Below are 20,044 nucleotides of genomic sequence, written 5' to 3'. Positions count from 1 at the left end.
GCTCAGCCCTTGCGGCGGCGGCCCTTGGCGGACTTGGCGGCCTTGCGGCGCTCGGCGCGGGTCAGCCCGTCGCTCTCGTCGTCCGGCACGGCGTCCTCGAAGTCGCCCTCGACCACACCGCCGCCGACCTCCTCCGAGGGGGCCGTGTAGTGCAGCCGCTTCGGCTTCGGGGCCTCCAGGCCCTTGGCCTTGATCTCCGGGCGGGCGGCGTCCTTCTCCAGCTTGTCGAGCAGCACCGCGGCGTCCTCCACCGGCACCTCCTCGACCTGCTGCTCGACCTGGACCTCCAGGTTGAACAGGTAGGCGACGGACTCCTCCTTGATGCCCTCCATCATCGCGGTGAACATGTCGAAGCCCTCGCGCTGGTACTCGATCAGCGGGTCGCGCTGCGCCATGGCCCGCAGGCCGATGCCCTCCTGGAGGTAGTCCATCTCGTAGAGGTGCTCGCGCCAGCGGCGGTCCAGCACCGACAGCACGACCCGGCGCTCCAGCTCGCGCAGGATCTCCTCGCCGAGCTGGTCCTCGCGGGCGCCGTACTGCGCCTGGACGTCCTCCTGGACGACCTTGATCAGGAACTCGGGGGTCAGGCCCGCCGGGCCGCCGACCTCCTCCTCCAGCTCGGCCAGGTCCAGGCTGATCGGGTAGAGCTGCTTGAACGCGGTCCAGAGCTTGTCGAGGTCCCAGTCGTCCTCGAAGCCCTCGCCGGTGGCCGCCTTGACGTAGGCCTCGACGGTGTCGTCCATGAAGTGGGTGACCTGCTCCTGGAGGTCCTCGCCCTCCAGCACCCGGCGGCGCTCGCCGTAGATGACCTCGCGCTGGCGGTTGAGCACCTCGTCGTACTTCAGGACGTTCTTGCGGATCTCGAAGTTCTGCTGCTCGACCTGGGTCTGCGCGGAGGCGATCGCGCGGGTGACCATCTTGGACTCGATCGGCACGTCCTCGGGCACGTTGGCCATCGAGAGCACGCGCTCGACCATGCCGGCCTTGAACAGGCGCATCAGGTCGTCGCCCAGCGACAGGTAGAAGCGGGACTCGCCCGGGTCGCCCTGACGGCCGGAGCGGCCGCGCAGCTGGTTGTCGATCCGGCGGGACTCGTGCCGCTCGGTGCCGAGGACGTAGAGGCCGCCGGCCTCCTTGACCTCGTCCTGCTCGGCCTTGACCGAGGCCTTGGCCTTCTCCAGCGCCTCCGGGAACGCGGCCTCGTACTCCTCCGGGTTGTCCCCGGTGGAGAGCCCGCGCTGGGCCAGCTCGGCCGCCGCCAGGTGGTCCGGGTTGCCGCCGAGCATGATGTCGGTGCCACGGCCGGCCATGTTGGTGGCGACGGTGACGGCGCCCTTGCGGCCGGCCTGGGCGACGATCTGCGCCTCGCGCTCGTGGTGCTTGGCGTTCAGCACCTCGTGCGGGATGCCGCGCTTGCGCAGCTCCTGCGACAGGTACTCGGACTTCTCGACCGACACGGTGCCGACCAGCACCGGCTGGCCCTTCTCGTGCTTCTCGGCGATGTCCTCGACCACGGCGGCGAACTTGGCCGGCTCCGACTTGTAGATCAGGTCGGGCTGGTCGATGCGCAGCGGCGTCTTGTTGGTCGGGATCGGCACCACGCCGAGCTTGTAGATCTGGTGGAACTCGGCGGCCTCGGTGGTGCCGGTACCGGTCATGCCGGAGAGCTTGCCGTACAGGCGGAAGAAGTTCTGCAGGGTGATGGTGGCCAGCGTCTGGTTCTCGTTCTGGACCTCCACCCCCTCCTTGGCCTCGATCGCCTGGTGCATGCCCTCGTTGTAGCGGCGACCGGCCAGGATGCGGCCGGTGTGCTCGTCGACGATCATGACTTCGCCGTTCATGACGACGTAGTCCTTGTCGACCTTGTACAGCTCCTTGGCCTTGATGGCGTTGTTCAGGAAGCCGACGAGCGGGGTGTTCACCGACTCGTAGAGGTTGTCGATGCCGAGGTAGTCCTCGACCCGGGTGACACCCTCCTCCAGGACGCCGACGGTGCGCTTCTTCTCGTCGACCTCGTAGTCGCGGTCGATCTTCAGGCGCAGCACCAGCTTGGCGAAGTCGGCGTACCACTTGGTCGCCTGGTCCGCCGGGCCGGAGATGATCAGCGGGGTGCGGGCCTCGTCGATGAGGATCGAGTCGACCTCGTCGACCACCGCGAAGTTGTGGCCGCGCTGGACGAGTTCGTCCTTCGACCAGGCCATGTTGTCGCGCAGGTAGTCGAAGCCGAACTCGTTGTTCGTGCCGTACGTGATGTCCATCGCGTACTGGCGCTTGCGCTCGGCGGGCGTCATGTTGGCGAGGATCACGCCGACTTCGAGGCCGAGGAAGCGGTGCACCCGGCCCATCCACTCCGAGTCGCGCTCGGCGAGGTAGTCGTTGACCGTGATCAGGTGAACGCCCTTGCCGGTCAGCGCGTTCAGGTACGTGGGCAGGGTGCCGACGAGGGTCTTGCCCTCACCGGTGCGCATCTCGGCGACGTAGCCGAGGTGCAGGGCCGCGCCGCCCATCAGCTGGACGTCGTAGTGCCGCTGGCCGAGCACCCGCTTGGCGGCCTCCCGGACGGTGGCGAACGCCTCGGGGAGGATGTCGTCCAGGGTCTCGCCGTCCACGAGCCGCTGCTTGTACTCGTCGGTCAGCGCGCGCAGCTCGGCGTCGGTGAGGTTGACGAAGTCCTCTTCGATGGAGTTGACCTGGGCAGCAATCCGCTGCAGCTTGCGAAGGATCTTGCCTTCGCCGGCGCGCAGGATCTTGTCGAAGACGGACACTTGAGCGGGCTCCTTGCCTGTATTGGCACTGGACGACTGCACGGGGGGTCCACCCCACCGCACGGGCCATCGTATGCGAGGAGTCCAACGCGCCGGGAGGTGCGTCAGCACGGTATTCCCGTGTCACCCGCGCGAGCACATGGACCGATAGCACCGTCCACCGGGACAAAACGGTCGACCGACCGGGGAGTTGGCCCCGAATCCGGATGCCGGCGTTCCTGCTGCGCGGGAATAATCCGCCCATGGAAGAACCGCGGAGCGCACTCGTCACCCTCACCACCGAACGGCTCGTCCTGCGCGCCCCGCTGGAGTCGGACGTGGACGCGGTCCTCGCCGCCTGCCAGGACCCCGACATCCAGCGCTGGACGGTCGTCCCGGTCCCCTACCGCCGCGAGGACGCCGAGTTCTTCGTCCGCACCCTGGCCCCGCAGGGGCTGGCCTCGGGCACCGAGTTCATCTGGTGCGTGGTCGAACGGGAGACCGGGCGCCTGGTCGGCACCCAGGCGGTCACCCGCACGCCCGGCGACCCGGGCGCCGGCTCGGTCGGCTGGTGGACGGCTCCGGAGCGGCGCGGCCGCGGCTACACCGTCGAGGCGGCCCGCGCGGTCGCCCGCTGGGCGCTCACCGACCTCGGGCTGCGCCGCCTCCAGTGGCTCGCCTACGTCGGCAACGAGGGCTCCCGCGCGGTCGCCGAGCGGGTCGGCTACCGCCACGAGGGCACCCTGCGGTCGTACGCCGAGCAGCGCGGCGCCTTCCGCGACGCCTGGGTCGCCTCGCTGCTCCCGTCCGACCTGGCCTGAGCCCGGGCCCGGCTCCTCCGGGAGCGGCGCCCGCTGTCAGCACCCGCCCGCTGCCGGCACCCCGGCTGCTGTCAGTACCCCCGGCTACGCTCGCCGGCATGACCTCCGCCGCTGCCGATCCCGCCCCCGTCACCGTCCTGGGCGCCGACGACGCCCGCCGGATCGCCCTGCGGGCCCAGGGCCTGCTGGGCGCGCCCGACCGCCGGGCCGGGGTGCGCGGGGTGCTGCGGCACCTGGGGGCGGTCCAGCTGGACACCATCTCGGTGCTGGCCCGCTCGCACGAGCTGGTGCCCTACGCCCGGCTCGGCGCGGTCGGCCGCCCGACGGTCGAGGCGGCCTACTGGGGTTCGGGCACCAGCTTCGAGTACTGGTCGCACGCCGCCTGCATCCTGCCGGTCGAGGAGTGGCCGCTGTTCGCCTTCCGGCGCCGCCACTACCGCGACCGCGGCCACGTCTGGAGCCACCGGGTCGAGCCGGGGACGTACCGGGCGGTGCTCGACAAGCTGCGCGCCGAGGGGCCGTTGACCTCCACCGAACTGGGCGGCGCCAAGCGGACCTCCGAGTGGTGGGACTGGTCCGACACCAAGATCGCGGTCGAACGCGCGCTGGCCTTCGGCGACGTGGTCTGCACCGAGCGCCGGAGCTGGAAGCGGGTCTACGCACTGGCCGAACAGGCCGTCCCCGACGCCCTGTTCGGCCAGGACCGGTCCGACGAGGAGTGCCTGCGCACCCTGGTGGCCCAGGCCGGCGCCGCGCTCGGCGTGGCCACCCGCGCCGACCTTCAGGACTACCACCGGCTGCGCGCCGAGCAGTTGGACGCGGTGCTCGCGGACAGCGGACTGGTCCCGGTCGAGGTGGCCGGCTGGGGGCCGGACGGCGCCCGGGCCGCGGCCTGGGCCGATCCGGCCGCACTGGCCGCCGCCCCGCGCGGACGCCACCGCACCACGCTGCTCTCGCCGTTCGACTCGCTGATCTGGGACCGCGCCCGCACCGAGCGGATCTTCGGCATGACGCACCGGCTGGAGGCCTACACGCCCAGGCACAAGCGGGTGCACGGTTACTTCGCGATGCCGCTGCTGGCCGGCGGCCGCCTGGTCGGCCGGGTCGACCCGGCCCGGGAGGGGCGCACGCTGGTCGCCCGGCAGGTCTCGCTGACCGACGGCCGGGGCGACGCCGCCCGGCACCTGGAGGCGCTCGCCACCGCCCTGCGCGAGGCGGCCGCCTGGGTCGGCTGCGACGGGGTGCGGGTCGAGGCGCTGCACGACGAACGGCTGCGCCCCGCCCTGGAGAAGCTCCTCACCCGATGACGGCGGCCGGCCCGGGAGGGGCCGGCACCCGAGGACCGCCCGCCGACGCACGACGGTCGGCACCCGGCGGCCGGCACCCCGCGGCCGTCACCCTATTTCGAGGATCTTCTCCCGCATCGCGTACACCACGGCCTCCATCCTGGAATGCAGTTGGAGCTTCTCCAGGATGTTGCGGACGTGGTTCTTCACGGTGTTCTCGCTGATGAACAGCTCCTTGGCGATCTCCCGGTTGTTCATCCCGGTCGCCACCAGCTTCAGCACCTCCAGCTCCCGCTCGGTGAGCCGCGGGGCGGGCACCAGGTCCCGGTCGTCGGAGCGCCGCTGGATCATCGACTTGAACTCGGTGAGCAGCTTGGAGGCCATCGACGGGCTGATCTGCGACTGCCCGTCGGCGACCGCGCGGATCGCGGTGGCGACCTCGTCGGTGGAGATCTCCTTCAGCAGGTAGCCGGTGGCGCCCGCCTTGATCGCCTCGTAGAGGTCGGCCTCCTCGTCGCTTATCGTCAGCATGATGATCTTGGTGCTGGGCGCCACGTCCTTGATCGCCGTGCAGGCCTCGATCCCGCTGCGACGCGGCATCCGGACGTCCATCAGGATGATGTCGGGCAGCAGGTCGGCGGCCTTCAGCACCGCCTCGGCACCGTCCCCGGCCTCGCCGACGACCTTGATGTCCGGCTCCTCCGCCAGCACGATCTCCAGTCCCCGGCGGAACAGCGCGTGGTCGTCCACCACCAGGACGCGGATCGGCTCACCCCGGCGCGGCGCGTACGCGGGTTCCTCCTCCGGCCCCGGTGGCAGCCCGGCGACCGGCCCCGCAGCGGGCCCCAGCCCGAAGTGATCCCCCATCCGCTCCTCCCCCTTCGCGGGTCGACGTGCGCCCAATCATTCCACGCCCCGCCACCGCCGCGGTCACCCTCCGATGCCGATTCCCCCGCATCGGGTGACCCCTTGACGCAACGGACCCGAGCACCGTTCGAACCCGTCCCACCGGGCCGTGCCCGGTACGGGCGGAACGCCCCGAAACGCCGGTGACCCCGGCGGCCGCTGCCACCGGGGTCACCCCTCCGTCCATCACCGCAGGAGGGTCAGTCCTCGTCGACGGACCGACCGATCGCACCGCCGGCGCCGCTGGCCACCCCGGCCGCCATGTCCGGCTGCACGTGGATGACGCCGTAGTGGTAGCCGTGCCGACGGTAGACGACGCTCGGCAGGCCGCTGTCCTTCTCCACGAAGAGGTAGAAGTCGTGGCCGACCAGCTCCATCTCGTAGAGCGCCTGGTCCAGCGCCATGGGGGCGGCCGAGTGCGTCTTCTCCCGGACCACCAGCGGGCCTTCGCCCTCCACTTCCAGGGATCCCATCATGGTCTTGCGGACGGCCCCGTTGGTCGTGCCCTCCGGCGCCGTCGTCTCCGGCAGCGCGGCCAGGGCCGCGGTCGCCTCGGCGACGCTGATCGGGGTGCGGCCGTTGGCGCCGCCCTTGTGCACCCGACGCCGGTCCGCGGACTTGCGCAGCTGGGCGTCGAGCTTCGCCGAGGCCAGGTCGAGCGCCGCGTACGGGTCGCCGGCCGCGGCTTCGGCCCGGATCACCGGGCCCCGGGTACGGAGAGTGATCTCCACGCGGTCCGACCGGTCGGCCTGCCGCGGGTTGTGCTCCTTGGACACCTCGACGTCGAGGCTGATCACCTTGCCGTCGAACTTCTGGACCTTCTCCAGCTTCTCGGCCACGTGCTCGCGGAACCTCTTGGGCACCTCGGTCTTGCGGCCCTTGACGACGATGTCCACGCAGAACTCCGATCCCTCGTGCTGACGCCGATCCGGGTGCTACCGGACCGGACTGAGCTCCAGCTGGACCAGCCCATCCACTGCCGGCCCCCCGCCCCCGCCGCCAGCGGCGGGAACGACTGGCCCTCAACCACTTCCTCCCCATCAGGGACGGTTGAAACCCCTTGGAGCCTTATCGAACACCTCACACGGGGTTTTCGCCTCCCCAGGCGAGAAGGTGGGTATGACCCGATACTGCGGTCGGTGTCGATGGCGGGCGGTCAAACTGTTGCACCCTGTTTACCCTCCTGCGGGTGAAGTATGGGTAAATGCCTGGACAACGCCCCCCATACGGCCGATCCTTTGCTGACTCTCCGTGCCTGCCGCCGCCAGGAGCAGCCGTGCCGCCCTCCCTCTCCCCCGCCCCTCCGCCGTCCGCGCGGACACCGTTCGGCCACGCACTGGCCGGACTGCTGGACGTCCTGCTCCCCGCGAACTGCGCGGGCTGCGGCACCGAACACGGCCAGCTCTGCCCGGCCTGTCGGCACGTCCTGGCCACCGCGCGCCCCGGCCCCACCGTGCTGCCCTGGGCGCACGCGGCGGCCCCGTACGCCGACCCGGTACGGCAGTTGCTGCTCGCGCACAAGGAGCGCGGCGCGCTGCGGCTGGCCGGACCGCTCGGCGAGGCGCTCGGACGGGCGGTGCGCTCCGCCCTGGGGGCCCGGGCCGGGACGGCCCCGCTGCTGCTGGTGCCGATGCCCTCGGCCCGCTCGGCGGTGCGCGCCCGGGGTCACGACCCGACGCTGCGGCTGGCCGGGGCCGCCGCCCGGTCGCTGCGCCGGGCCGGGTTGGACGTCCGGGCCGCGCCGCTGCTGCGGCACGCCCGACCGGTCACCGACCAGGCCGGGCTGGGCGCCGCCGAGCGGCGGCGCAACCTGCACGGCGCGCTCACCGTCCTGCCGCGCGCCCGCCGCGGCCTGGCCGGCCGTCAGCCGGTGCTGGTGGACGACCTGGTGACGACCGGGGCGAGCCTGGCCGAGGCGGCCCGGGCGCTGGCCGCCGCCGGGCTGCCGGCCCGGGCCGCCGCGACGGTCGCGGCCACCTCGGTGCAGCCGGCCGGCTGATGCCCCCGGGCCGTGGCCTCAGCCCGCGTAGAAGTACGAGCGGGCCTTGTCCGCCAACTGGGCTTCCCGCCACTGGTTGTTGACCAGCCGGTAGACGGTGCCCCCGGCCACCGCGAGCACCGGCGACGGCTGCCGCAGCTCGTAGCCGCGGGCCTCCGCGCTCGACACGGACTGCGGGGAGGACGGCAGGCCGTTGCCGGTCTGCAGCTGCTGACTGTCCGTGCTCTGCGAGCCGTCGGTGCTGACGTAGTACAGCTGTTGGGGGCGGTCGGTCTCCTTGCCGAGCACCAGCAGCTGGTCCGTCTCCGCCCAGGACACCGAGGCGACGTCGGTGAGCGAGGGGGCCGCCGCGCGCACCCCGGTGATCCGCACGGTCGGCGCGTCCGGCGTACCGCCGTGCTGCACCAGCCCGAACATCAGCGAACTTCCGCTCGCCCCGGAGGACTTGACGATCAGGGCGACCCGGGCGCCGTCCGAGGAGAGCTTCAGCGCCTGCACCCCCTGCAGCGGCGACTCGGTGTTCCCGGTCTTCATGGTCACCGGCACGGTGTACGTCCTGCCGCCGCGCACCATGACCACCCGCGGGCCCTGCGGGTTGCGGTCCACCACCCAGAGGTCGCCGCGGCCGTCCCAGCTGGGCGAGGTGAAGCCGTCGTCCTTGGCGCCCGGCTTCACCGGGGAGCCGAGCACCGGTTCGGGCATCGTCGTGGCGCCGGCCTGCAGCGACACCACGTAGAGCTGGTGGCCGTCGTCCGAGATCGCGGCGGCCTGGGCGCCGTCCCGGCTGACCGCGACGGTGCCCAGCGCGGGGGCGCCGTTGGCGTGCGGCTTGCCGAGCACCCCGGGCACCGGATCGCCGCTGTGCCCGTCGTCGGCCACCATCAGCACGCCGTTGTCGGCCCGCTGGTAGTACTGCTGGGGGGCCTGCAGCAGCCGGCCGGCCAGCGCGCCGGGGCCGACGCCGGGGTCGTCCGTGCGGGTGACCGTGCAGGAGCCGCGCTGCCCCTTCAGTTCCAGCTTCTCGACCTGCCCCTTGCCCTGGTCGGCGAAGGTGTAGAAGAGCTGGGTGGCCATCCGGCGGCAGCCCGTCGAGTCGCCCAGGTCCGCCCCGCCGAGCTGCACATGGGCGATCCGGCTGTCGTCGACGGTCACCTTGTCGACCGTGGCACCGCCCGGGAAGGCCGTCCGGACCACCGGCGAGAGCCAGCCGGAGGGCCCGGCGACCAGCGCCTTGGCGGCCGAGGCCAGCGGGTCGACCCGGCGCCGCAGGTAGATCGGATCGGCGACCAGCACCTCCTGGCCGGCGCCGCCCGGGCCGGGCGCGGACGGGTCGGGGGTGGTATAGAAGAAGCGCTCGACCTGCCGGAAGCTGTTCCGGAAGTTGGTCTCGTTCATGATCACGCCGTTGTCCAGCTTGTCGATCCGCCACTCGCCCCCCTTCTCCCGGACGAAGGTGAAGTCGAACGTGCGGTTGTTGCTGCCCTGCCCCATCTGCAGGTACGAGTGCTTCTCGTCGACCCGGGCCACCCGCTGCCCGGTCACCGTCTCGGAGTAGGTGGTGTCCGCCTCGCCGACGACCTGGTCGACCGGTATCTGGGTGGCGGAGAGCACCTCGATGCCCGCGTCCGGGTTCCAGGTCGCGGCGGCGCGCTCGGTGAGGTACTTCCGCGCGGTGTCGTACCCCTCGTCGGCGGTCACCGCGTCCAGGAACCCGGTCAGCAGCTCGCGCGGCTTGGCGCCCTTGCCAGGCGCCACCGGGAAGACCCTGGCCTGAAGGTTCTTGTCGGCCGAGCCCTGGGACAGCTCCACCTTGGTGATGCCGCCGGAGTCCGGCATGGCCGCGCAGCCGCTCGCCACCAGGGCGCCGAGCACCGCGCCGGCCACCGCCACGAGCCTCGGCTCAGTCCTGTTGCTCGTCCTTCGCACGCTGCGACCCCTCCAGGTCCGTCCCACCCGTCCCACCCGTCACGTCAGGCTCCGCCGTCCGCTGTGCCACCGACGGCCGCCGGGGCGTCGGGTCCACCATGACCTGGGCACCGGTGGCGCCGTACCCGGCCCCCGCCGTCCGCACGTCCGAGGGGTCCGAGCGCGGCCCGTCGGGCAGTCGGCTCCGGCCCAGCCCGGGGCCGATGTTCAGCACTCCGCCGAGCCCGCTGCCCAGCCCGTTGCCGGTCCCCTCCGGCGTCTCGGCCTGCTCCTCGGCCGCGGTCAGCGCCGTCGAACCGGACGGCGCGATCGCCCGCCGGTACGGCGTGCCGTACGCGCCCAGGCCGCGGTTGTTGCGCGAGTCCTCCGGCTCCAGCCGGAACGGCGCCCGGTTGATCTCGCCGCCGCGGGTGCGCGGCAGGGTCAGCCGGAAGTGCGAGCCGCCGCCGGGCTCGCCCCAGGCCTGGAGCCAGCCGCCGTGCAGATGGGCGTCCTCGACCGCGATCGACAGGCCCAGGCCGGTGCCGCCGGTGGTGCGCACCCGGGACGGGTCCGCCCGCCAGAAGCGGTGGAACACCCGGGACGCCTCGCCCGGCTTGAGGCCGATGCCGTAGTCCCGCACGCCGACCGCGACCGCGCCGTCCGCCGAACCCAGCCGGACCACCACGTCGCGGCCCTCGCCGTGCTCCAGCGCGTTGACCACCAGGTTGCGCAGGATGCGCTCGATCCGGCGGGAGTCCACCTCGGCCAGCACCGGCTCGCCGTCGCCGCGGATCACCACGGTGCTGCCCTTGGCGTCGGCCAGCGGGTCGGCGGCCTCCACCACCCGGGCGACGATCTCCCGCAGGTCGACCGGCTCGGCGTCCAGGATCGCGGCGCCGGCGTCGAAGCGGCTGATCTCCAGCAGGTCGGCGAGCAGCGACTCGAAGCGGTCCAGCTGGCCCTGCAGCAGCTCCGCCGAGCGGGCCGCCATCGGGTCCAGGTCCTCGCGGCTGTCGTAGATCAGGTCGGCGGCCATCCGGACCGTGGTCAGCGGGGTGCGCAGCTCGTGCGAGACGTCGGAGACGAACCGCCGCTGCACCCGGGACAGCTCCTCCAGTTGGCGGATCTGCGCCTGCAGGGCGTTGGCCATCCGGTTGAACGACTCCCCGAGGCGGGCGATGTCGTCCGTCCCGGTCACCTTCATCCGCTCTTCCAGGTGGCCGTCGGCGAGCCGCTCGGAGATGCCGGCCGCCATCCGCACCGGGGTGACCACCTGGCGCACCACGACCCAGGCGATGCCGCCCATCAGGATCACCACGAACACGCCGGCGGTCGCCAGGGTGCCGGTGACCAGGTTGAGGGTGTCGGTCTCCTGGCCGAAGGAGAACACGTAGAACAGCTGGTAGCTGGTGCCGGCCGGGCCGACGAACTGCATGCCGAGGGACAGCCCGGGCTCGCTCTTGACGCTGCTCTCGGGCGAGCGGTGGATCCGGGTCGGCTGGTCGAACATCTGGCCGGGCTCGTCCATGAGCTTGGCCCGCAGGCTGTCCGGGACGCTGCTGGGCTGGATGTCGCCCGAGTAGCGCGGCGCGAAGCCCGCGCTGTCCGGGACGACCGTGCCGGTGCCGGGTGCCATCGCGATCACCGAGTAGACCGTCTGCCCGCTCGCGGCCAGGTCGTTGACCTGGCGCAGCAGCCAGGTGCCGGTCTCGGCGGTGGTCGGGTCGACGGCGCCGCGCAGGTTCTGGTCCCGGGCCTCGTCGATCTTCTTCTGCTCGACCTGGAAGCCGATCCGGGCCTGCGCCCGGGCCGCGTCGATCTTGGTGTCGAGCAAGCCGTTGCGCACCTGCGCCACCACGACCACGCCCAGCACCAGGACCACCGCGATGGAGGCCAGCAGGGACACCGCGACCACCCGGAGCTGGATCGAGCGGTGGTACAGCGCGCTCAATCGGCGCGCGGGGCGTCGGAGTTGACGCTTCATCAGACCGAACACTCCGGTGCGGCCGCGACGGCGGCGGGTGGTCGAACTCAGCACGTCCCCGCGCACGGCCCCCGCCCCGTCGGTCGCGGTACCCGACGGGGCGCCCTCGGTCCGGTCCGTCACCTCAGCTGGGTCCGGCCTTGTAGCCGACGCCGCGGACGGTCACCACGATCTCCGGGCGCTCCGGGTCCTTCTCGATCTTGGAGCGCAGTCGCTGCACGTGCACGTTCACCAGGCGGGTGTCGGCCGCGTGGCGGTAGCCCCAGACCTGCTCCAGCAGCACCTCACGGGTGAACACCTGCCAGGGCTTGCGGGCCAGCGCGACCAGCAGGTCGAACTCCAGCGGGGTCAGCGGGATGCTGCGCCCGTCCCGCTTCACCGAGTGACCGGCCACGTCGATCACCAGGTCGCCGATGGTCAGCTGCTCGGGCGTCGGCTCCTCGGCACGGCGCAGCCGGGCACGCACCCGGGCCACCAGCTCCTTGGGCTTGAACGGCTTGGTGACGTAGTCGTCGGCGCCGGACTCCAGGCCCACCACCACGTCGACCGTGTCGGTCTTCGCGGTCAGCATGACGATCGGGACGCCGGACTCCGCCCGGATCTGCCGGCACACGTCGATGCCGTCCCGACCGGGCAGCATCAGGTCGAGCAGGACCAGATCGGGCTTGCTCTCCCGGAACGCGGCTAGCGCCTTGTCCCCATCCGCGACGAAAAACGGCTCAAAACCCTCACCACGCAGCACGATGCCGAGCATCTCGGCCAGTGCGGAGTCGTCATCAACGACGAGGACGCGTCCCTTCATGGGTCCATCTTCTCATTACCGGATTGTGACCTGCCGCACAGCAGTGCCAATGCTCCACAACGGCCAACTCCCCCACCGTCCAATTCCGGCCATACCGGGCGAATACTCCTCGTCGGAACGCCTCCGAACGGTCCGGAACCCGCCCGCCGACCCCTCGACGGGCCCCGTTGCCGATCAGCAACCGGATACCCCTGGGGCGTCTCCGGGCCCCATGGCACGATGGGCGCTGCGCGCGGGCGAAAGATCCGCCCGGAACCGCGCCCAGGACGCCCCTCCGAGGAGCAGTGATGACCGACACTCCGGGCTGGGCCTCGCCCAGCTCGTCCGAGCCGCCCCGCGACGGCACCCGGCCCCCGGCCGACGCGCCCGCCGCCGTGCCCGGTCCGTCGGCACCCCCTCAGCCCGCCCCCGGCTGGGGCGCCCGGTACGGACAGCCGAACCAGGGCCCGCAGCCGCCCGGCCGCGACCCGTACGGCTGGGAGGCCGCCCACAGCCCCCGGCCCGGGGTCATCCCGCTGCGCCCGCTCAGCATCGGCGAACTGCTCGACGGCGCCGTCACCACCGTCCGCCGGCACTGGCGCACCGCGCTCACCCTCTCGCTCGGCGTCGCCGTCCTCGACCAGGCCGGCCGCTTCGTCGCCCAGCTGCTGGTCAAGGGCCGCACCGGTGCCTCCACCCAGCTGCTCACGCTGCTCGTCACCATGCCGCTGACGCTGCTGCTCGACGCGCTCGCCGTCGCGCTGCTCACCATCGTGGTCAGCCGCGCCGTCATCGGCCGCTCGGCGACCGCCGGCGAGGCCTGGCGGGACGCCCGCCCCCGGCTGCTGCAGCTGCTCGGGCTCACCGTGCTCACCACCCTGATGAGCGCCGGCGTGGTGCTGCTCGGCTTCACCCCGCTGTTCGGCTACACCGCCGGCGGAACCGGCACGCCCGGCACCGCGGGCCTGCTGTTCCTGGTCGGCGTGCTGACCGTCCCGGTCGGCGTCTGGCTGCTGGTCCGCTACAGCCTGGCGGCCCCCGCCCTGATGCTGGAGAAGCAGGGCGTGGTGGCGGCACTGTCGCGCTCGCGACGGCTGGTCCGCGGCTCCTGGTGGCGGGTCTTCGGCATCGTCCTGGTGCTCAGCCGGATCATCGCCGCGGTCGTCTCCGCGACCCTGGTCATCCCGTTCCGCTTCATCGGCCTGGTGCTGGGCTTCGGCACCCTGGACCGGCTCAACGACACCGGGCACGAGTCCATCGGCATGATGGTGCTGACCTCGGTCGCCGGGATCATCGCCTCCGCCCTGACCACCCCGTTCCTGGCCGCCGTCGGCGTCCTGGTCTACATCGACCAGCGGATCCGCCGCGAGGCCCTGGACATCGAGCTCGCCCGCGCCGCCGGACTGCCCGAGCAGGGCGGCGGCTGGAACGGCCGGACCGACCAGACCCCGGCGAGGCACTGAACCGGATGCCTATCTGGGGGGACAGGCTCCTCGCCCTCGGCAGCGCCCCGGTCACCGTTCCGCGTGACCCCGCCCGCGACGCCGCCCGCGACGAGCTGCTCAACGCCGAGTACCACAAGAACGACCCAGGGATCCTGGAACGCGCCCTCGACTGGATCTGGGACCACATCAACCGGGCCTTCGGCGGCATCTCCGCCGACGGCACCGACGGCAGCACCGGACTGGTGCTGTTCCTGATCGTCGCCCTGGTGATCGGCGCCGCCGTCTGGTGGCGCCTCGGCGCGCCCAAGCGCACCGCCCGCACCGACCTCGGCGTGTACGGCGCCGACGGCCCGCGCAGCGCCGCGCAGCACCGCACGGCCGCCGCCGGGCACGCCGCCGCCGGCCGCTGGACCGAGGCCGTCCGCGAGCAGATGCGCGCCCTGGTCCGGGCCCTGGAGGAGCGCACCCTGCTCGACGTCCGCCCCGGCCGCACCGCCGACGAGGCAGCCGCCGAAGCCGGCCGGGCGCTGCCCGAGCACGCCGCCGCGCTGACCGCCGCCGCCCGCACCTTCGACGACATCGCCTACGGCGAGCGCACCGCCGACCAGGCCGCCTACCAGCTGCTGCTGGACCTCGACCGGACCCTGGAACGCACCCGCCCGGTGCTCACCCACGCCGCCGCCCCGGCCCCGCCCCAGGGAGGAGCGGCATGACCAGCACCGCCCCGGCGCCGCCCGCCGCCGAACGCCCCACCGAACGACCCGCCGACGCCGCGCCGACCAGCCTCGCCCCCACCGGGCGCGGCCTGCTCCGCCGGGCCCGCTGGTACCTGGCCTTCCTCGCCGTCCTGCTGGTCTCCGCCATCGGCCTCACCGTCCTCGACCAGGGCCACCGCTACCCGCCGTCCGACCCGCGCTCCTACGACGCCGACGGCGCCCACGCCGTGGTCGCGCTGCTCGAACACCAGGGCGTCAACGCCCGGCTCAGCACCGACCCCACCACCCCCGGGGACGGCACCGACACCCTGGTGCTGCCCGAACCCGACCTGCTCAGCCCGGCCCAGCTGCGCGCCGTCGCCGCCGCCCGGCACCAGCGGCTGGTCCTGATCAACCCGGGCCCGGTCGCCCTCGACGAGCTCGCCCCCGGCGTCCGCACCTCCGACGACGCCGGCGGCATCCCGTACACGTCCGTCCGCAGCACCCACCCGGGCTGCGCGCTGCCCGAGGCCGTCCGGGCCGGCACCGCCGAGCTGGGCGGCACCCTCTACGCCAGCGGCAGCCGCGGCGACGGCTGCTACTCCCGCGGCCACGGCTACCCGCTGGTCAGCGCCCCCGGCGAGGGCGGGGGCGGCGACGTGATCGTGCTCGGCAGCGGCGACTTCCTGCAGAACGGCCGACTCGCCGAGGACGGCAACGCCTCGCTCGCGCTCGGCCTGCTGGGCTCGCAGCCCCACCTCACCTGGCACCTGCCCGACTACTCCGCGCCGGTCGCCAAGGGCACCGCCCGCAAGAGCTTCGACGACTACATCCCCAAGGGCTGGCACTGGGCCTTCTACCAGCTGGCCGTCGCCGCCGTGCTGGCCGCCCTCTGGCGGGCCCGCCGACTCGGCCCGGTGGTCAGCGAGAACCTGCCCGTGGTGGTCCGCGCCGCCGAGACCACCGAGGGCCGCGCCCGCCTCTACCGGCGGGCCAAGGCCCGCGGCCGCGCAGCCGAGGCCCTGCGCCGCGCCGCCGTCCACCGCCTCGCGCCCGTCCTGGGCCTCCCGCCGCAGGCCGGCGGGCCCGACCAGGAGGCGCTCTGCGCGGCCGTCGCCGGCCGCCTCCCCGAACGACCCGCCGGGGACGTCCGGGCCCTGCTGTACGGCCCGCCCCCGACCGACGACGCCGCGCTGCTGCGGCTCGCCGACGACCTCGACGCCCTCGAAAGGCAGGTACGGAACCCGTGACCGAACAGGCGACCGCCCAGCTCCGCATCACCCCCGGCCCGCCGACCGCCGAACCGGCCACGCCCGTCACCGACCCGCGCGCCGCGCTGACCGCCCTGCGCGCCGAGATCGGCAAGGCCGTGGTCGGCCAGGACGCCGCCGTCACCGGCCTGGTGGTGGCCCTCCTCTGCGGCGGCCACGTACTGCTCGAAGGCGTCCCCGGCGTCGCCAAGACCCTGCTGGTCCGCACCCTGTCCACGGCACTCAGCCTGGAGACCAAGCGCATCCAGTTCACCCCCGACCTGATGCCCGGCGACGTCACCGGCTCGCTCGTCTACGACGCCCGCACCGCCGAGTTCTCCTTCCAGCCCGGCCCGGTCTTCACCAACCTGCTGCTCGCCGACGAGATCAACCGCACCCCGCCCAAGACCCAGGCCGCCCTGCTGGAGGCCATGGAGGAGCACCAGGTCACCGTGGACGGCGAGCCGCGCGCGCTGCCCGTCCCGTTCCTGGTCGCCGCGACCCAGAACCCGGTCGAGTACGAGGGCACCTACCCGCTGCCCGAGGCCCAGCTGGACCGCTTCCTGCTCAAGCTGATCCTGCCGCTGCCCGACCGCGACCAGGAGTTCCAGGTGCTGTCCCGGCACGCCGCCGGCTTCGACCCCAAGGACCTCGCCGCGGCCGGCGTCCGCCCGGTCGCCGGCCCCGAGCACCTCGCCGCCGCCCGCGCGCAGATCGCCGAACTCACCGTCTCGCCCGAGGTCCTGGCGTACATCGTCGACCTCTGCCGGGCCACCCGGCAGTCCCCGTCGCTGTCCATCGGCGTCTCCCCGCGCGGTGCCACCGCCCTGCTCGCCGCCTCGCGCGCCTGGGCCTGGCTGGCCGGACGGGACTACGTCACCCCGGACGACGTCAAGGCGCTCGCCCTGCCCACCCTGCGGCACCGCGTCGCGCTGCGCGCCGAGGCCGAGATGGAGGGCGTCACCGCCGACTCCGTCATCCAGGCCGTCCTGGCCCAGACGCCCGCCCCCCGCTGATCCACGGCCCCTCTCCCTCCCGGGCTTCCGAAGGAGCGCACCCGCAATGGCCCTCACCGGGCGAACCGCCCTGCTCGCCGCACTCGGCGCGCTCTTCGTGGGCCTGCTGCTGCCCTCCTGGACCGGGATCGGGACCGTCACCGGTGCCGTCCTGCTGGCCGTCCTGGTCGACCTGGTGCTCGCCGCCCCCGTCCGCAGCCTGCGGATCGTCCGGAGCGGCGACACCACCGTCCGGCTCGGCGACGACGCCTCGGTCGAACTGACCGTCACCAACTCCTCCGGACGGCCGCTGCGGGCTCTGCTCCGGGACGCCTGGGCCCCGTCCGCCTGGCGCCCCGGCACCGCCGAGACCGCCTCCCGGCACCCCCTCGCCGTCCCGGCCGGCGAACGGCGCCGGGTCGTCTCCGTCCTCACCCCGGGCCGCCGCGGCGACCACCACGCCCACCGGGTGACGGTCCGCTCGCTCGGCCCGCTCGGCCTGGCCGGCCGCCAGGGCTCCCACCACGTCCCCTGGACGGTCCGCGCCCTGCCACCGTTCAACAGCCGCAAGCACCTGCCCTCCCGACTCGCCCGGCTGCGCGAACTCGACGGCCGCACCTCGGTGTTGACCCGCGGCCAGGGCACCGAGTTCGACTCGCTGCGGGAGTACCTGCCCGGCGACGACGTCCGCTCCATCGACTGGCGCGCCAGCGCCCGCCGCAACACCGTCGCCGTCCGCACCTGGCGCCCCGAGCGCGACCGGCACATCCTGATCGTCCTGGACACCGGCCGCACCTCGGCCGGCCGGGTCGGCAACGCCCCCCGCCTGGACGCCGCCCTGGACGCCGCCCTGCTGCTCACCGCGCTCGCCACCCGGGCCGGCGACCGGGTCGACCTGCTCGCCCACGACGCCCGCAAGCGCGCCTCGGTGATCGGCAGTTCGCCGAGCGAGATCCTGCCCGCCTTCACCGGCGCGATGGCCCTGCTGGAGCCCGCGCTGCACGAGACCGACATGCGGTCCCTGGTCTCCACGGCGCTCAGGATGGCCCCGCACCGCTCCCTGATCGTCCTGCTCACCGGCCTCGACGCGGCCCCCGTCGAGGACGGCCTGCGTCCGCTGCTGCCGCTGCTCACCAAGCGCCACGAGGTCGTCCTCGCCTCGGTCGCCGACCCGCACCTGGACGAACTGGCCGCCGGCCGCGGCACCCTGGAGGCCGTCTACGGCGCGGCCGCCGCCGAACAGACCCGGGCCGACCGCCGCGACACCGCCGACCGGCTCACCCGGCACGGCGTCACCGTCCTGGACGCCCCGCCCGCCCGGATCGCCCCGGCACTGGCGGACGCCTACCTGGCACTCAAGGCGGCCGGGCGGCTCTAGGCCCTGTCCGGCCGGGAGTTGAGCCGGGCGGCCTGGCGCACCAGGTGGTCGCGCTCCGCCGGGGTCGGAGCCCGGTGGGCCGCCTCGGCGTACAGCCGGGCCGCCGCCGCCGGGTCCCCGTCCCGTTCACGGAGGTACGCCTCCACCGCCGCGTACCTCGGCAGCGAGTCGTCCACCGCCCCGAGCGCCGCCAGCCCGGCGCGCGGCCCGTCGGCCTCGCCGACCGCCACCGCCCGGTTCAGCCGGACCACCGGACTGTCCGTCAGACGCACCAACTCGTCGTACCACTCGACGATCTGTGCCCAGTCCGTCTCCGCCGCGGTGGGCGCGTCCGCGTGCAGCGCGGCGATGGCCGCCTGGGCCTGGAACTCGCCCAGCCGGTCCCGGGCAAGGGCCGCCTGGAGGATCCCGACGCCCTCCGCGATCAACCCGGTGTCCCAGCGGCCGCGGTCCTGTTCGGCCAGCGGCACCAGGCCGCCGTCCGGCCCGGTCCGGGAGGCCCGCCGGGCCTGGTGCAGCAGCATCAGCGCCAGCAGCCCCGCCACCTCGGGGTGGTCGATCGCCGCCGCCAGCTGCCGGGTCAACCGGATCGCCTCGGCGGCCAGGTCGACGTCACCGGAGTAGCCCTCGTTGAACACCAGGTAGAGCACCCGCAGCACGGTGGCGACGTCGCCCGGCCGATCGAGCCGGACCGCCGACACGGTCCGCTTGGCCCGGCTGATCCGCTGCGCCATGGTCGCCTCGGGCACCAGGTAGGCCCGGGCGATCTGCCGGGTGGTCAGCCCGCCGAGGGCGCGCAGGGTCAGCGCGACCGCCGAGGACGGCGTCAACGACGGGTGGGCGCACAGGAAGTAGAGCCACAGGGTGTCGTCCACCGCACCCGCTGGCCCGGGCTCCGGCTCCCGCTCGACCCGGTCCTCCCGGCGACGCCGGGCGGTGTCCGCCCGGGTCGCGTCGAGGAACTTCCGCCAGGCGACGGTGACCAGCCAGCCCTTCGGGTCCCGCGGCCGATCCGCCGCCCAGACGTGCACCGCCTCGACCAACGCCTCCTGCACGGCGTCCTCGGCCGCCGCGAAGTCGGCCCCGCGACGGACGAGGACGCCGAGCACGCCCGGGGTCAGGCTCCGGATCAGCGCCTCGTCCAGCGGAGAGGTCACCGAGGTCACTCCGTGACGGTCGACGGCATGCCGAGCAACGGGCGGAGCTCCAGCCACTCGTGGATGGGCCGCCCGCCGGCCCCGGGAGCCGCCGAGAGCTCACCGGCCAGCTCCAGGGCACGCTCGTAGCTGTCGACGTCGATCAGCATCCAGCCGGCGATGAGGTCCTTGGTCTCGGCGAACGGACCGTCCGTCACCGGCGGCCGCCCCTCGCCGTCGTAGCGGACCCACGTCCCCTCGGGGGCCAGCCCCTGGGCGTCGACGAACTCGCCGGTCCGCTCCAGCCGGGCCGCGAAGTCCTGCATGAACCTGATGTGCGCCGTGACCTCCTCCGGAGTCCACTGGTCCATCGGCACACAGTTGGCCGGCTCCGGGGCGCCGCGGTAGTGCTTCAGCAGCAGGTACTTGGCCATCGTGCTTCTCCTCGGGTACTGGTGCGACCCATTGTGGCCGCGTCCACCCCGGGGACGGAGCAGGCCGCGGGTTCTCGACACGGCCCGGCCGGGATCTTTTCGGGATGCGCCGGACGATCCCTCCCGGCCTTCTCCCGGACGTCCCCTCCCTCCCGGACACCCCGGAAACGCGAAAAGGCCCACCCGGTAACCCGGGTGGGCCTTTTCTGAATGATTGTTCGGCGGCGTCCTACTCTCCCACAGGGTCCCCCCTGCAGTACCATCGGCGCTGTGAGGCTTAGC

16 protein-coding genes are annotated in these 20,044 nt (G+C 73.4%); 8 read left to right on the top strand and 8 right to left on the bottom strand.

Annotation, left to right across the window (positions count from 1 at the left end; translation table 11 throughout):
• Positions 1 to 2: 2 nt before the first annotated feature.
• A complete protein-coding gene (secA, locus tag ACIP4P_RS43075; protein ID WP_350514916.1) occupies positions 3 to 2,765 on the bottom strand; it encodes a preprotein translocase subunit SecA in 2,763 nt (920 codons plus the stop codon).
• A 242-nt stretch (positions 2,766 to 3,007) separates the two neighbouring features.
• On the opposite strand from secA, the gene ACIP4P_RS43070 reads away from it, so the two are divergent.
• Both ACIP4P_RS43070 and ACIP4P_RS43065 read left to right on the top strand, forming a co-directional pair.
• A complete protein-coding gene (locus ACIP4P_RS43070) occupies positions 3,008 to 3,565 on the top strand; it encodes a GNAT family N-acetyltransferase (protein WP_400929338.1) in 558 nt (185 codons plus the stop codon).
• A 98-nt stretch (positions 3,566 to 3,663) separates the two neighbouring features.
• Complete coding sequence (locus ACIP4P_RS43065; RefSeq protein ID WP_400929335.1) at positions 3,664 to 4,872, top strand: winged helix-turn-helix domain-containing protein; 1,209 nt, start codon at positions 3,664 to 3,666, stop codon at positions 4,870 to 4,872.
• Positions 4,873 to 4,959: 87 nt separating this feature from the next.
• Here the strand turns inward: ACIP4P_RS43065 and ACIP4P_RS43060 are convergent, their stop codons facing one another.
• Both ACIP4P_RS43060 and hpf read right to left on the bottom strand, forming a co-directional pair.
• A complete protein-coding gene (locus tag ACIP4P_RS43060; protein ID WP_350514919.1) occupies positions 4,960 to 5,718 on the bottom strand; it encodes a response regulator transcription factor in 759 nt (252 codons plus the stop codon).
• A 239-nt stretch (positions 5,719 to 5,957) separates the two neighbouring features.
• The gene (gene hpf, locus ACIP4P_RS43055) at positions 5,958 to 6,653 is read right to left on the bottom strand and encodes a ribosome hibernation-promoting factor, HPF/YfiA family (RefSeq protein ID WP_400929332.1); all 696 of its coding nucleotides are present in this window, start codon (positions 6,651 to 6,653) and stop codon (positions 5,958 to 5,960) included.
• Between the two features lie 380 nt (positions 6,654 to 7,033).
• Between hpf and ACIP4P_RS43050 the strand changes: the two genes are divergently transcribed.
• The gene (locus ACIP4P_RS43050) at positions 7,034 to 7,756 is read left to right on the top strand and encodes a ComF family protein (protein ID WP_400929329.1); all 723 of its coding nucleotides are present in this window, start codon (positions 7,034 to 7,036) and stop codon (positions 7,754 to 7,756) included.
• Positions 7,757 to 7,774: 18 nt separating this feature from the next.
• On the opposite strand, the gene ACIP4P_RS43045 is transcribed toward ACIP4P_RS43050, so the two are convergent.
• The 3 genes from ACIP4P_RS43045 to mtrA all read right to left on the bottom strand — a co-directional run bounded on the left by ACIP4P_RS43045 (position 7,775) and on the right by mtrA (position 12,450).
• Positions 7,775 to 9,640 carry an LpqB family beta-propeller domain-containing protein gene (locus ACIP4P_RS43045; protein WP_400929326.1) on the bottom strand — a complete coding sequence of 622 codons (1,866 nt, stop codon included), beginning with the start codon at positions 9,638 to 9,640 and terminating at the stop codon, positions 7,775 to 7,777.
• Positions 9,641 to 9,656: 16 nt separating this feature from the next.
• Complete coding sequence (gene mtrB, locus ACIP4P_RS43040; RefSeq protein ID WP_400929397.1) at positions 9,657 to 11,648, bottom strand: MtrAB system histidine kinase MtrB; 1,992 nt, start codon at positions 11,646 to 11,648, stop codon at positions 9,657 to 9,659.
• 124 nt (positions 11,649 to 11,772) lie between these two features.
• A complete protein-coding gene (mtrA, locus tag ACIP4P_RS43035) occupies positions 11,773 to 12,450 on the bottom strand; it encodes an MtrAB system response regulator MtrA (protein ID WP_030283937.1) in 678 nt (225 codons plus the stop codon).
• Between the two features lie 287 nt (positions 12,451 to 12,737).
• On the opposite strand from mtrA, the gene ACIP4P_RS43030 reads away from it, so the two are divergent.
• From ACIP4P_RS43030 to ACIP4P_RS43010, 5 genes are read left to right on the top strand one after another with little or no spacing between them, the layout of a single operon-like run.
• Complete coding sequence (locus tag ACIP4P_RS43030) at positions 12,738 to 13,892, top strand: hypothetical protein (RefSeq protein WP_400929320.1); 1,155 nt, start codon at positions 12,738 to 12,740, stop codon at positions 13,890 to 13,892.
• Between the two features lie 5 nt (positions 13,893 to 13,897).
• On the top strand, positions 13,898 to 14,587 hold the full coding sequence (locus ACIP4P_RS43025; protein WP_400929317.1) for a DUF4129 domain-containing protein: 690 nt from the start codon (positions 13,898 to 13,900) through the stop codon (positions 14,585 to 14,587).
• Positions 14,584 to 15,819, top strand: coding sequence for a DUF4350 domain-containing protein (locus ACIP4P_RS43020; protein WP_400929314.1), 1,236 nt, complete (start codon positions 14,584 to 14,586; stop codon positions 15,817 to 15,819). The genes ACIP4P_RS43025 and ACIP4P_RS43020 overlap by 4 nt, the downstream gene beginning before the upstream one ends.
• Positions 15,820 to 15,845: 26 nt before the next feature.
• Positions 15,846 to 16,835, top strand: a complete 990-nt coding sequence (locus tag ACIP4P_RS43015) for an AAA family ATPase (protein ID WP_400929394.1) — start codon at positions 15,846 to 15,848, stop codon at positions 16,833 to 16,835.
• Positions 16,836 to 16,881: 46 nt separating this feature from the next.
• Positions 16,882 to 18,192, top strand: a complete 1,311-nt coding sequence (locus ACIP4P_RS43010; RefSeq protein ID WP_400929311.1) for a DUF58 domain-containing protein — start codon at positions 16,882 to 16,884, stop codon at positions 18,190 to 18,192.
• Here the strand turns inward: ACIP4P_RS43010 and ACIP4P_RS43005 are convergent.
• Both ACIP4P_RS43005 and ACIP4P_RS43000 read right to left on the bottom strand, forming a co-directional pair.
• Complete coding sequence (locus ACIP4P_RS43005) at positions 18,189 to 19,349, bottom strand: RNA polymerase sigma factor (protein WP_400929308.1); 1,161 nt, start codon at positions 19,347 to 19,349, stop codon at positions 18,189 to 18,191. The genes ACIP4P_RS43010 and ACIP4P_RS43005 overlap by 4 nt on opposite strands.
• Before the next feature lie 5 nt (positions 19,350 to 19,354).
• On the bottom strand, positions 19,355 to 19,762 hold the full coding sequence (locus ACIP4P_RS43000) for a YciI family protein (protein WP_400929305.1): 408 nt from the start codon (positions 19,760 to 19,762) through the stop codon (positions 19,355 to 19,357).
• Between the last annotated feature and the right edge of the window lie 282 nt (positions 19,763 to 20,044).

It is taken from the genome of Kitasatospora sp. NPDC089509 (genome assembly GCF_044749365.1).
Taxonomy (GTDB): Bacteria; Actinomycetota; Actinomycetes; order Streptomycetales; family Streptomycetaceae; genus Kitasatospora.
Note: the sequence above shows the minus strand (reverse complement) of the source record. Positions and strands in the feature narration are given on the sequence as shown.